The sequence below is a fragment of the Stenotrophomonas sp. STK16_22 genome (assembly GCF_051984505.1).
Lineage (GTDB): Bacteria > Pseudomonadota > Gammaproteobacteria > Xanthomonadales > Xanthomonadaceae > Stenotrophomonas > Stenotrophomonas maltophilia_A.
Window position 1 is genome coordinate 589,056 of record NZ_CP196972.1, and the last position, 12,999, is coordinate 602,054.

At 63.6% G+C, this 12,999-nt stretch carries 11 protein-coding genes; 10 read left to right on the plus strand and 1 reads right to left on the minus strand.

All coding sequences use genetic code 11. The features are described from left to right. Window positions 1–2 precede the first annotated feature (2 nt). Window positions 3–1,130: a PilT/PilU family type 4a pilus ATPase gene (locus ACSYAO_RS02645; RefSeq protein WP_032127971.1), complete on the minus strand. Its 1,128-nt coding sequence runs from the start codon at window positions 1,128–1,130 to the stop codon at window positions 3–5. Window positions 1,131–1,251: 121 nt separating this feature from the next. Between ACSYAO_RS02645 and ACSYAO_RS02650 the strand changes: the two genes are divergently transcribed. The 10 genes from ACSYAO_RS02650 (at window position 1,252) to ACSYAO_RS02695 (ending at window position 12,998) form a co-directional block, all read left to right on the plus strand. Continuing rightward, window positions 1,252–1,617 (plus strand): DUF4398 domain-containing protein, encoded by a 366-nt coding sequence (locus ACSYAO_RS02650; RefSeq protein WP_049398394.1) that lies wholly within the window; start codon window positions 1,252–1,254, stop codon window positions 1,615–1,617. Then, window positions 1,614–2,498 (plus strand): OmpA family protein, encoded by an 885-nt coding sequence (locus ACSYAO_RS02655; RefSeq protein ID WP_080356499.1) that lies wholly within the window; start codon window positions 1,614–1,616, stop codon window positions 2,496–2,498. Before ACSYAO_RS02650 ends, ACSYAO_RS02655 begins: the two co-directional genes overlap by 4 nt. A 324-nt stretch (window positions 2,499–2,822) precedes the next feature. Beyond that, window positions 2,823–3,059, plus strand: coding sequence for a YdcH family protein (locus ACSYAO_RS02660; protein ID WP_004154075.1), 237 nt, complete (start codon window positions 2,823–2,825; stop codon window positions 3,057–3,059). Between the two features lie 299 nt (window positions 3,060–3,358). Further along, a complete protein-coding gene (locus ACSYAO_RS02665; RefSeq protein WP_049461332.1) occupies window positions 3,359–4,729 on the plus strand; it encodes a pyridoxal-phosphate dependent enzyme in 1,371 nt (456 codons plus the stop codon). Window positions 4,730–4,852: 123 nt separating this feature from the next. Further along, on the plus strand, window positions 4,853–6,040 hold the full coding sequence (locus ACSYAO_RS02670; protein WP_049461333.1) for a cystathionine gamma-synthase: 1,188 nt from the start codon (window positions 4,853–4,855) through the stop codon (window positions 6,038–6,040). Window positions 6,041–6,093: 53 nt separating this feature from the next. Next, window positions 6,094–6,909: an ABC transporter permease gene (locus ACSYAO_RS02675; protein WP_049461335.1), complete on the plus strand. Its 816-nt coding sequence runs from the start codon at window positions 6,094–6,096 to the stop codon at window positions 6,907–6,909. Then, window positions 6,899–8,326, plus strand: a complete 1,428-nt coding sequence (locus tag ACSYAO_RS02680; RefSeq protein ID WP_049461337.1) for an ABC transporter ATP-binding protein — start codon at window positions 6,899–6,901, stop codon at window positions 8,324–8,326. Before ACSYAO_RS02675 ends, ACSYAO_RS02680 begins: the two co-directional genes overlap by 11 nt. Continuing rightward, on the plus strand, window positions 8,323–10,842 hold the full coding sequence (locus tag ACSYAO_RS02685) for a glycosyltransferase (RefSeq protein ID WP_049461339.1): 2,520 nt from the start codon (window positions 8,323–8,325) through the stop codon (window positions 10,840–10,842). The genes ACSYAO_RS02680 and ACSYAO_RS02685 overlap by 4 nt, the downstream gene beginning before the upstream one ends. Beyond that, window positions 10,839–12,038, plus strand: coding sequence for a glycosyltransferase family 4 protein (locus ACSYAO_RS02690; RefSeq protein WP_049461342.1), 1,200 nt, complete (start codon window positions 10,839–10,841; stop codon window positions 12,036–12,038). The genes ACSYAO_RS02685 and ACSYAO_RS02690 overlap by 4 nt, the downstream gene beginning before the upstream one ends. Window positions 12,039–12,059: 21 nt before the next feature. Next, window positions 12,060–12,998 (plus strand): UDP-glucuronic acid decarboxylase family protein, encoded by a 939-nt coding sequence (locus tag ACSYAO_RS02695; RefSeq protein WP_049461344.1) that lies wholly within the window; start codon window positions 12,060–12,062, stop codon window positions 12,996–12,998. Window position 12,999 lies beyond the last annotated feature (1 nt).

Sequence of the window (12,999 nt, forward strand, 5' to 3'; positions counted from 1 at the left end):
GGTCAGAACCCGTGAGTGATGCTTGGCTGCCCGGCCGAGAAATCCGCATACGGGTCGTGCTCGCCGCTGCTGCCTTCGGACAGGCGGAACTTCAGGGCCAGGCCATCGCGCGAGTCGGCCGCGCGCAGCGCTTCCTCCTGCTCGATGATGCCGGCCTTGGCCAGACGGAACAGGCACTGGTCGAAACTCTCCATGCCTTCCTCCAGCGAGCCTTCCATCGCCGCCTTGATCTCGTGCACCTGGCCGCGACGCAGCAGGTCACGGATCATCGGCGTGTTGATCAGCACCTCGGTGGCCGGCAGGCGACGGCCCTCCTTGTTCTTCACCAGGCGCTGGCTGATCACCGCACGCAGGTTCAGCGCCAGGTTCATCAGCACGTTCTTGTGCGCGCTTTCCGGGAAGAAGTTGAGGATGCGCTCGATGGTCTGGTCGGCGTTGTTGGAGTGCAGGGTGGCCAGGCACAGGTGGCCGGTTTCGGCGAAGGCGATCGCTGCCTCCATCGTTTCCGCATCCAGGATCTCGCCGATCAGGATCACGTCCGGCGCTTCACGCATCGCGTTCTTCAGCGCGTTGTGGAAGGCATGGGTGTCCAGCCCGACCTCGCGCTGGTTGACGATCGACATCTTGTGCTTGTGCAGGTACTCGATCGGGTCCTCGATGGTGAGGATGTGACCAGTGGTGGTGCTGTTGCGGTGGTCGATCATCGACGCCAGCGAGGTGGACTTGCCGGAACCGGTGGACCCCACCACCAGCACCAGCCCGCGCGGGGTCATGATGACGTCCTTCAGTACCTGCGGCAGGTTCAGCTCCTCGATGCTCGGGATGCGGCTGCGGATGGCGCGGATGACCATGCCCACTTCGCCCCGCTGCTTGAACACGTTGACGCGGAAGCGCCCGGCATCGGGCAGGGCGATGGCCATGTTGAGCTCCAGCTCGCGCTCGAACTGCGGCACCTGGCCTTCGTCCATCAGCGAGTAGGCGATCTTCTTGACCATGCCCGGCGGCAGGCCGGTGTTGCCCAGCGGATAAAGCTTCCCCTCGATCTTGATGTAGACCGGTGCTCCGGTGGTCAGGAACATGTCCGAAGCGTTCTTTTCGGTCATCAGCTTCAGGAAGTAGCCGATATCCATTGCGAATTTTCCCCAACGAAACGGCCGACGCCCGTTGCAAGCACGGTGTCGGCTTGACGACAATGGCCGTGAACCGACAACCGGTACGGCCTCCCCAATGAAACGACTTAGCTTCGCACGAATGCGCCATGGCCTGTATGTGATGGCGTTTGCATTCGCACTGTCTGCCCCCGCCTGGGCGCAGGACGGCGCACTGGAACTGGCCCAGGCCCGGCAGGCGGTCGACAAGGCCACCCAGGCCGACGCCGACCAGTACGCCCCGGACCTGATCGGGCTGGCCCGGCAGGGGCTGGAACAGGCCCAGCGTGCTGCCGGCGACCGCCGTGAGCGCAAGAACGCCCCGGCGATCGCCCTGCGCGCCGCTGCCGATGCCGACCTGGCCCGCGCCCGCAGCGAGGAAGCCACCGTCACCGCGCAGCTGCAACTGCGCCGCAACGAGGTCAACCAGCTGCAACGCCAGCTGTCGACCGGGGAGGACCGCCGGTGAAGCCGATGACTGCCGCAACCCTGGCTGCCCTGCTGACGCTGCCGACCCTGGCCCTGGCCGCCGACAACCCGATGGTGGCGCAGCTGAGCCAGCGTCTGATGGCCATCCAGGCCAATCCCGACACGGCTGAGCTGGGCGCCTTCGAGCGCATGCAGGCCCAGCAGGCCATCGCCACCCTGGACAAGGCCAAGCGCCGCGACCAGGAGCTGGCCACCTACCTGGCCGAGCGCCGGGTGGAGATTGCCGAGACTGCCGTGCGTGCCGCATTGGCCGCGCGTGAGGTCGATCGCCTCGAGCGCACCCGCAGTGATCTGCTGATCGAGGCCAGCCGCCGCGATGCCGCCCGTGCCCGCCAGGAGGCCGAGCAGCTGCGCATGCAGGCGCAGATGCAGGCCGAGGAGGCTGAGCGCCTGCGCCAGGCCGCCGAGGCCGAGACCCTGGCCCGCCAGGATGCCGAGAATGCCCTGACCAGCGTGGCCGGCAAGCAGCAGCAGCGCCTCAGCGCCGCCCAGCAGAACGCCGCCAAGCTGGCCCGCGAGGAAGCCGAGCTGGTATCCGGGCAGAAGCTGCCGGGTTCGAAGTTCGATGGCCGTGGCGAAGTCTTCACCTTCAATGGTGACGCATTTGCCGCTGGCGCCGCCAGCCTGTCCGGTGGGGCCCGCAACCAGACCAAGGCACTGGCCGAGTACCTGAACATCGGCAAGAAGGGCCGCCTGCGCATCGAGGCCTATGACAGCGCCAACGGGGTCGGTCAGAAGCGTGCCGAGGCCCTGCGCGATGCCCTGGTCGCGGCGGGTGTCGCGAGCAACCGGATCCAGCTCAGCGGCAAGAAGGCGGCGTCCACCCGGGCACGCTCGGCCGAGGTCATCATCGCCCCGTAATTGCTTGATATTGTTTGTTTTTCGTTGCAATGAGCATTCAGCCTGAACCCCGCCCCGGCGGGGTTCGGTCTTTTTGCCGCAGGGGTCTTGTACCCCGCCTTGAGCAGGCGTAGGGTCAATCGTCCGGGACGCAATGCCGCGGACCGGACGATGGGAGGGCCGGGCCGATGCAAACAGGGCGCGAACCGCAGCAGATCGACGTGCGCAGGCCAGTGCCGCAGGTCGTTGCAGGCGTCCAGGTGGCCATCGACCGGCGCTCCTCCATGAACAACGCCCCGTGCCTTGCGGCCGGGGCGTTCGTGTATCTGTCGAAGGAGGTCCATCATGTTTGAAGATCAGCCCCAGAGCGAGATCGACGCCCGTCGCGCGCGTGATCCGGAGTTCAGGGCACTCCATGACCAGCACCGCAAGTTGAACAAGAAGTGCATGGACGCGGAGTTGGGTGTACTCCCGATCGATGATGTCACCCTGGGTCGCATGAAGCGCGAGAAGCTGCTGGCCAAGCAACGACTTCTGCGAATGTACGAAACACCGCTCCCAATGACGTCCCCCACGCTTTGACGCACCCCGTCACGCCCGGAACGGCGTGACCCGGCCATCGATGGCCCCGCCGGGCGCTCCTGCCCCGGCATCGCGGCACCGCCGATGAGGCGGCCGCGCCAAGGCACCACAGGCCGTGGTGCCTTGGCCTGCAGGCACAGCTCATCGATGCGGGCGGTACCGGTCTCCTCGTCGATCCGGGGCTGTCCGCATCTCTTTTTACGGTGGACGGGCTGCGGCCCTGCCGACCTGACTTTCATCGCCATCCGTCGGATAATCATCGGTCCGGCCCTGTGCGGCGCGAACCGAAAGTCCTCCGAATGCCCATCCATTCTTCCGTCCTCGAACTCATCGGCCAGACCCCGATCGTCAAGGCCCAGCGCCTGGACACCGGCGTCTGCGAGCTCTACCTGAAGCTGGAGAGCGCCAACCCGGGCGGATCGATCAAGGATCGCATCGGCCTGTCGATGATCGAGGCGGCGGAAAAGCGCGGCGACCTGAAGCCCGGTGCCACCCTGGTCGAGGGCACGGCTGGCAACACCGGCCTGGGCCTGGCGCTGGTGGCCCAGCAGAAGGGCTATAAGCTCATTCTGGTCGTTCCCGACAAGATGAGCCGGGAAAAGATCTTCAATCTGAAGGCGATGGGCGCCGAAGTGCGCCTGACCCGCTCTGACGTGGCCAAGGGCCATCCGGAGTACTACCAGGACCTGGCCAAGACCATCGCCGAGCAGACCCCGGGCGCCTACTTCATCAACCAGTTCGGCAACCCGGACAATCCGGCCGCGCATGAATTCGGTACCGGCCCGGAAATCCTCGAGCAGATGGGCGGCGACCTTGACGCCATCGTGTTCGGCTGCGGCAGCTCCGGCACCATGACCGGCCTGTCGCGTGCCTTCGCCAAGCTGTCGCCGAAGACCGAACTGGTGCTGGCCGATCCGGTCGGTTCGATCCTGGCCGAGTACATCAACGACGGCAATCTGAACGACAAATCGGGCAGCTGGCTGGTGGAAGGCATCGGCGAGGACTTCCTGCCGTCGATCTCCGATTTCAGCCGCGTCAAGAAGGCTTATGCCATCAGCGATGCCGAGAGCTTCCACACCGCACGCGAACTGCTGGGCAAGGAAGGCATCCTGGGTGGTTCGTCCACCGGCACCCTGCTGGCCGCCGGCCTGAAGTACTGCAAGGAGCAGACCACGCCGAAGAAGGTGCTGGTGCTGGTGCCGGATACCGGCAACAAGTACCTGTCGAAGATGTACAACGACTACTGGATGCTGGACAACGGTTTCCTGCAGCGCCCGCAGCACGGCGACCTGCGCGACCTGATCCTGCGCCCTTACGGCCAGCGCGACACCGTGGTGATCGGTCCGAACGACCTGCTGACCACTGCCTACCAGCGCATGAAGCTGTACGACGTGTCGCAGCTGCCGGTGATGGACGGCGAGCAGCTGGTCGGCATCGTCGACGAAAGCGACGTGCTGCTGCACGTGTATGGCGATGAGGCACGCTTCCGCGACACCGTCGCCACCGCGATGGTCAGCAAGCTGGACCGGCTGGACGTGAAGTCGCCGATCGAGGCGCTGCTGCCGGTGTTCGACCGCGGCCAGGTGGCGATCGTGATGGACGGCGACGCCTTCCTGGGCCTGATCACCCGTATCGACCTGCTGAACTATCTGCGCCGTCGCGTGCAGTAAGCCGCTGATCGCCGACGTTCACCGCTGAATCCTGGTTTATCCGCGTCAAAGGTCGTTAAGGCCGCGCTGGTAGACTTCCGCACCTTCGATGGCGCCGTGCGTCGGCGCCCCTCAGGAAAGAACATGTCCAACGCAACTTCCCAGGATCGCGCCCTGGCCCTGGCTACCCTGGCCATCCACGGTGGCCAGTCGCCCGACCCCAGCACCGGCGCGGTGATGCCGCCGATCTACGCCACCTCGACCTACGCCCAGTCCAGCCCGGGCGAGCATCAGGGCTTCGAGTACTCGCGTACCCACAACCCGACCCGCTTCGCCTATGAGCGTTGCGTGGCGTCGCTGGAAGGCGGCACCCGTGGCTTCGCCTTCGCTTCGGGCATGGCGGCCAGCTCGACCGTGATCGAGCTGCTGGACGCCGGCAGCCATGTGGTGGCAATGGACGATATCTACGGCGGCAGCTTCCGTCTGTTCGAGCGCGTGCGTCGCCGCACCGCCGGGCTGGATTTCAGCTTCGTCGACCTGACCGATCTGGCCGCGTTCGAGGCCTCCATCACGCCGAAGACGAAGATGGTGTGGATCGAGACCCCGACCAACCCGATGCTGAAGATCGTCGACATCGCCGCGGTCGCTGCCATCGTCAAGCGCCATGGCCTGATCGTCGTCGTCGACAACACCTTCGCCTCGCCGATGCTGCAGCGCCCGCTGGAGCTGGGCGCTGACTTGGTCCTGCATTCGGCCACCAAGTATCTCAATGGCCACTCGGACATGGTCGGCGGCATGGTCGTGGTCGGCGACAACGCCGAACTGGCCGAGCAGATGGCCTTCCTGCAGAACTCGGTGGGTGGCGTGCAGGGCCCGTTCGACAGCTTCCTGGCCCTGCGTGGCCTGAAGACCCTGCCGCTGCGCATGAAGGCGCACTGCGCCAATGCGCTGGCCCTGGCACAGTGGCTGGAGAAGCACCCGGCCGTGGAAAAAGTGATCTACCCGGGCCTGGCCTCGCACCCGCAGCATGAGCTGGCCGGCAAGCAGATGGCCGGTTACGGCGGCATCGTTTCGATCGTGCTCAAGGGCGGTTTCGAGGCGGCCAAGCGCTTCTGCGAGAAGACCGAACTGTTCACTCTGGCCGAGTCGCTGGGCGGCGTGGAAAGCCTGGTCAACCACCCGGCGGTGATGACGCATGCCTCGATTCCGGTCGCGCGGCGGGAGCAGCTGGGCATCAGCGACGCGCTGGTAAGGCTGAGCGTGGGTGTGGAGGAGTTGGGGGATCTGCAGGTGGATCTGGAACGGGCGTTGGGCGGGAACGCGGCGACCTGAGCCTGCCTACGCCACCCCATGGGAATCAGACTGCCAACTGGAATACACGCGTCATGAATGCGATAACACCTGCTGCCATGCTCCGGTCACTCTGGAGCAATCGCGGCATCATCTGGCTGCTCGGGAAACGCGACGTCCAGAACAAGTACAAGGGATCGTTCGGCGGCTTGTTATGGACACTGATCAATCCGCTGTTGATGCTGCTCATCTACACCTTCGTCTTTGCAGTGATCTTCAAGGCCCGCTGGCATGGCCAGGTAGGGGACAGTCGGGCCCAGTTCGCGCTCGTGATGTTCGTCGGCGTCATCATCCATGGCTTCTTCGCCGAGATGGTGAATCGTGCGCCGGGCATGATCTTCGAGAACACGAATTACGTTACGAAGGTCGTCTTCCCGCTTGAAGCGCTGCCGGTGATCAGCCTCGGCTCCGCGCTGTTCCATACGCTGGCAAGCGCCTTGGTGCTGCTGGTGGGCCTGTTGATCTGCAATGGCGGCCTCCATTGGCATGCGCTGTTGTTCCCCGTGGTGTTGGCGCCATTGCTGGTGATGGCTGTGGGGATAACTTGGATACTCGCCGCGCTGGGCGTGTTCATCCGAGACCTGAAGCAGACCACCACGTTCGTCACCACTGCAATGCTCTTCCTGTCGCCGGTGTTCTATCCGCAATCGGCGTGGCCAGAGAAATACCAGAAACTCTTCCTGCTCAACCCGCTTACCTTCATCATGGAGCAATCGCGCCAAGTGCTGGTGTGGGGCAAGCTCCCTGATTTCGTCGGCCTGGCGGCATACCTGTCGATCGCGCTGCTCGTTGCTTTCGCAGGGTTCGCCGTGTTCCAGAAGATGCGCAAGGGGTTTGCCGATGTCATGTGAAAATCCGGGCCAGCCCGAACTCGCCATCGAAGTGACCGGGTTGGGCAAGTATTACGAGATCTACGCCGATCCCAAGGACCGGCTCAAGCAGTTCGTCCTGCCGGTGCTTGATCGGGCGCTGGGTGGCGAACCGAAGCAGTACCACCGTGAGTTCTGGGCACTGAGGGACGTTTCCTTCAAGGTCCGTCGCGGCGAGACCGTTGGAATCATCGGACGCAATGGCTCCGGAAAGTCGACGCTCCTGCAGCTTGTCTGCGGCACGCTGACGCCGTCCAGCGGACAGGTGAGCACCACGGGCCGCATCGCCGCGTTGCTGGAGCTGGGTTCGGGCTTCAATCCGGAGTTCACCGGTCGCGAGAACATCATGTTGAGCGGAGCGCTGTTCGGGCTGACGGCCCAGCAGATGGAGGAACGCTACGACGACATCGTGGCCTTCTCCGGCATCCCGGATTTCATCGACCAACCGGTTAAAACTTACTCCAGCGGCATGGTCGTGCGGCTTGCGTTTTCCGTGATCGCCCACGTCGACGCCGATATCCTGGTCGTGGATGAGGCGCTCTCGGTGGGAGATGCCTACTTCACGCAGAAGTGCATGCGTTTCCTGCGCTCTTTCATGAAGCGAGGGACGCTGCTCTTCTGCAGCCACGACATGGGGGCCATCATCAACCTGTGCGAGCGCGCAATCTGGCTCGACAAGGGTGTCATGCGCATGAACGGCGCGCCCAAGGAACTGTCGCAGGAGTACCTGGCGTCGCTGTTCGAACCGGAGGATGGCAGCATGGCAGAGACTGCTCTGGTCGAAGGCGGTGGAGGCGAAGTCGAAGTCGAAGACACGTCCGCGGATGGCCAGCCTTCCCCGTTGGAGTTGACCGCGGAACCCGCCTATGTGGATATGAGACAGACGCTCATCGATGCGTCGATGCTCCGGAACGACATCGAGGTCTTCCAGTTCGACGAGAACCGTGCTTCGTTCGGGACGGGCGCTGCGCGCATCACCGCGGTGCATCTACTGGATGCGCAGGGCCAGAAGGTGAACTGGGCGATAGGCGGGCAGGACGTCAAGCTTCGGATCATCGCGCGCGCCAACGAACAGATCAGCCGGCCCATCGTGGGGTTCGTCGTGAAGGACAAGCTGGGGCAGATAATCTTTGCCGACAACACATACCTGGCGCACCGCGACCGTGCCATCGTGGTTCCGCGCAACGGCGAGGTCGTGGCGACGTTTGATTTCAGATTTCCGGTACTTCCAGCGGGCGAATACAGCATTTCCCCAGCCATCGCCGAGGGCACCCAGGCCGACCATGTCCAGCACGAGTGGGTGCACGATGCGCTGATCCTCCACGTGCAGTCCAGCGCCGTCTGCCTGGGGCTATTTGGTGTGCCAATGCGAACTATTGAACTGGAGGCAACGTCGTGAGCCATGATCGTTCCCAGGTGCCTGACGGCGAGATGAGCTTCACCGGCGAACGGTTTCTGCCGGGCGTTAGCGGCGAAATCGAGATGGAGCACTACCACCGCTACCAGCTCGCATCGCGCATTGTCGCCGGCAAGGATGTTCTGGATATCGCCTGCGGCGAAGGATATGGATCTGCCCTCCTGTCGATCGGTGCGGCGCGTGTCACCGGCGTGGACATCGATGCCGTGGCGGTGGCGCATGCGGCAGCGACCTATCCGCGCGAGGGGTTGGAGTTCAAGCTCGGCTCGTGCGCCGCCATCCCGGTGCCCGATGCGAGCGTGGATGTGGTGGTCAGCTTCGAGACCATCGAGCACCACAACCAGCACCAGGAGATGATGGCGGAGATCGTGAGAGTGCTGCGTCCTGGTGGCGTGCTCATGATGTCCAGCCCGGATCGCTACGAGTACTCCGATCGTCCTGGTTTCCGCAATGAGTTCCACGTCAAGGAGCTCTACAGGCAGGAACTGGAGGCGCTGGTGGGGGATTACTTCCCCAACTACCGACTGCTCGGGCAGCGCACCACGATGGCCTCCATGATCGGCCGCGTTGCCGATGGCGGTGGCGCGGCCGAGCCGGTAGCGCCAGGAATCCATTACTGGACCGAGAGCGAAGGGCTGGAGAGCGTCCGCTCGGGCAGCATGCCGCGCGAGCCGGTCTATTTCATCGTACTGGCGTCCGCCGGAGCCTTGCCCAGCTTGCCGGACTCCGTGTTTGAAGTTCCCGGCTATTTTGAATCGCGCGTGCAGCAGGTCGCGGACGATTACCGGCGGGAGATATCACGTATTGGCCAAGAGCGCGACGGTATGCTGCGCGACAAGGATGTGGCGTGGGAAGCGCGGGTCGAGCAGGTGGCTGCCGATTACCGGTCCGAGATAAGCCGCATAGCGGCCGAGCGTGACCAAGCGCTGGCCGACAAGGACGCTGCCTGGGAGGCAGAGCTCAGGAAAGTCGCTCGGGAGTATGAGGATGCCCGTGGTGCTGGTACCGCAGGCGGCGACAGCGCGGGGCCGACGGCCCGCATGGAAGCCGCGCCGGCGACGGTGCCGGCAGGGCATGGTGCTGGGTCGCTGGCGATCGATTCCGACGATGGTGCTGGCGCGGGAGGCGCGGGCGATTGGACCGGCATGTTGCCCTTGGTCAGTCTGATCGTAGTCAACTACAACGGCATGCGTTATCTCCAGCCCTTGTTGGCGAGCCTTGGCGCCTTGAACTATCCGCGCTATGAGGTCGTCATGGTGGACAATGCCTCGTCTGACGGCTCGGTGGACTTCGTCCGCTCCGCCTTCCCGTGGGTAAGGATCGTGGAGTCGGGAGGCAACCTTGGATTCGCAGGAGGCAACAACCTTGGGATGCAAGTGGCTCGTGGCGACCTGATCGGCCTGATCAACAACGACACCGTCGTTGATCCCGATTGGTTGTCGGCGCTTGTCCGGGCACTGATGGACGAGCCGGATGTCACGGCGGCGGGTTCAAAGATCCTGTTCTTCCGGCGATACGTCGAGCTGACGATAGAAAGCCTGCCGTTCCAGCCCAGTGCGGGGGGCCAGTCCAGCGATACGCGCGAGCTTGGGATGCTTGTTGACGAAGCCAGTGGTTTTGTCGAAAGTGGCTACAAGAAGCCTTTGTACGGGGAGGGCTTCTGGGGCAGGGAACAGCACGGAGACCGGAGCGTGCGCTGGACGAGCGGGCGGGGCACGATCCGCCTGCCGCTACCGCCGGATCCGGTTGATGGACGGTATGTTCTTGAGTTGGATGTCTCCGGGACGAATGCCGCAGCGGGCCGTGAATTCACGGTGAGCCTCGCGGGTACGGTGCTGGGCACGGGTGTTCTTGCAGCGGATTATGCAAAGCATGTGTTTACTTGCCCGGCCGCCCTGCTCGATGGCGCTGCCTGTGACGTCATCAATAACGCTGGCACGCTGCTCGATGGCAATGGCGAGGCGGGTGACCGTGGAATCTACGAGGACGACCGTGGTCAGTATGATGAGCCGGAGGACATGCAGGCCCTTTGTGGCGCCGCCATGCTCATGCGCCGCTCTGCTCTGGTACAGGCGGGGCTCTTTGATTCGAACTTTTTCATGTACTACGAGGACACCGACCTGAGCTGGCGCCTGCGCAAGGGCGGGGGGCGCCTGCGTTACGTGCCGGCCAGCGTCGTACGCCATGTGCATACGGGATCCAGCGTCGAATGGTCGCCAGTCTTTGTTTTCCACGTCTCCAGGAATCATGTGCTGATCAAGATCAAACATGCCCCGGCCGCCGTCGCGGGCCGGGCCTACGGAAGGGAAGTACTGAGATGCCTGCGCTCTGCAGTCGCGGCAGCGCGTCGCGGCTTCACTGACAAGCGCCTGAACGCGGAGTTCGGGCTGCGTCTGCGCATCCAGCGTGACCTGTTCAAGCTGCTTCCAGTCGTACTGCGGCAACGTTGGGGCGGCCTGCCGTCCTGCAAGGATCGCATCGGGGCCGTCCCCGCATGAAAGTAGGCATCTATAATCGTTACTGGGCCACGATGGGCGGCGGTGAAAAACACGTCGGCACGATCGCGGAGATCCTGCTGGCCGAAGGCCACCAGGTGGACCTGATCCGCGTCGGCCCCGTCGACGAAGCAGAGTTCAGTAGCAGGATGAACCTCAACTTGGCGGGGGCACACTGGGTCGAGTGGCCCGGCTCCTCCTGCAGCGAGCTCGCGCCACGCTCGGCCGGGTACGATGTATTCATCAATTCCACTTACTGCTCTTCGATGGTCCCGCAGGCCAGAAAATCGCTGTACCTGGCATTCTTTCCCCATGAACTCATCGAGGCCGCGCCGCTTCCCAGGCTTTTTCAGCGTGCGGCGGGAAGATTTGATCGTACCGGACACCCTTGGCTTTCGCGTATGTCGAGTTTGGCGCAGCGCACGCTGCGTCGTGGCGTGGCGTCCAGTCGGCGCCCGTTCATCGACAGTTACGAAGATCCGATGGCGAACTCTGAATTCACGGCAGCGTGGATTCGCAAGCGCTGGGCGCGTGATGCCGTGGTGCTTCCTCCGCCAATCGACGTGGAGCGCTTCGGCTCGGTGGACCTGTCGAACAAGAAGAAGGTCATTCTGAGTGTCGGCCGCTTCTTCTCCGGCGGCCACAACAAAAAGCATATCGAGATGATCACTGCTTTCCGGCAAATGCACGACAAGGGCCTCGTGCCGGAGGGTTGGGAGTACCATCTCGCCGGCAGCGTCCATGCGGAAAGCGAGGAGCATCGCCGCTACTTCCAGAAGGTCAACGCACTGGCGGAGGGCTATCCGATCCGTATTCTCGGAAACCTTGGATCACGGGAGCTGCTGCAGGAGTATGCGGAGGCATCTATCTTCTGGCATGGTGCGGGCTGGGGGGAGCGTGGTGACCAGGAGCCCGAGAAACTGGAACACTTCGGAATGACCGCCTGCGAAGCGATGGCCGCCGGCGTCGTACCCATCGTGCAGCCGTTGGGCGGGCCACGCGAGGTCGTCACCGACGGCGTCGATGGCTATTACTTCAGTGACGCCAGGGAACTCCAGGAGCGCACCCTTTCCTTGATGAAGCTCTATGGGACGCCCGAACTGGCGCAGTGGGCCGCCCGCGCACGTGCCAGCGTCCAGAAGTATTCGCAGGCGAATTTCCGGGCCGTCTTCATCAAATTCTTCAACACGATCGCTTGATCACAGATTTAGGGCAGGCATATGGCACGAGTACTGGTTACAGGTGGTGCGGGATTCCTTGGGTCGCACTTGTGCGATCGATTGGTCGAACGGGGCGACGAAGTCCTGTGCGTCGATAATTTCTACACGGGCTCCAAGCGGAACGTCGAGTCCCTGCTCTCGAACTCGCGCTTCGAGATGATGCGTCACGACGTGACCTTCCCGTTGTATGTCGAGGTGGACCGGATCTACAACCTGGCATGCCCGGCAAGCCCCGTGCACTACCAGCACGATCCGGTGCAGACGACGAAGACCAGCGTCCACGGCGCGATCAACATGTTGGGGCTTGCCAAGCGGACGCGTGCACGCATCCTGCAGGCCAGCACCAGCGAGGTCTACGGTGATCCGGAGATCCATCCGCAGGTGGAGGATTACTGGGGCAAGGTGAATCCGATCGGCATACGCAGCTGCTACGACGAAGGAAAGCGCTGTGCCGAAACTCTGTTCTTCGACTACTGGCGCCAGCACCAGCTGGAAATCAAGGTGATGCGTATCTTCAACACCTACGGCCCCCGCATGCATCCAGAAGATGGCCGGGTGGTCAGCAACTTCATCGTGCAGGCACTGCGCGGGGATGACATCACGATCTATGGCGATGGGCAGCAGACGCGCAGCTTCTGCTATGTCGACGATCTCATCAGCGGCATGATCAGCCTGATGGACAGCCCCGCAGAGCTGACCGGGCCGGTCAACATCGGCAATCCGGGCGAGTACAGCATGCTGGAACTGGCCGAAACGGTCATCCGGCTGGTGGGCGGCCACTCCAAGCTCGTGTTCAAGCCCCTGCCCTCGGACGATCCCCGCCAGCGCCAGCCGGACATCTCGATGGCACGGGCGGCGCTTGGCTGGGAGCCTCGCGTGAGCCTGGAGGACGGCCTGAAGGAGACCATCGCCTACTTCCGCAAGCGCTTGCAGGAATGAC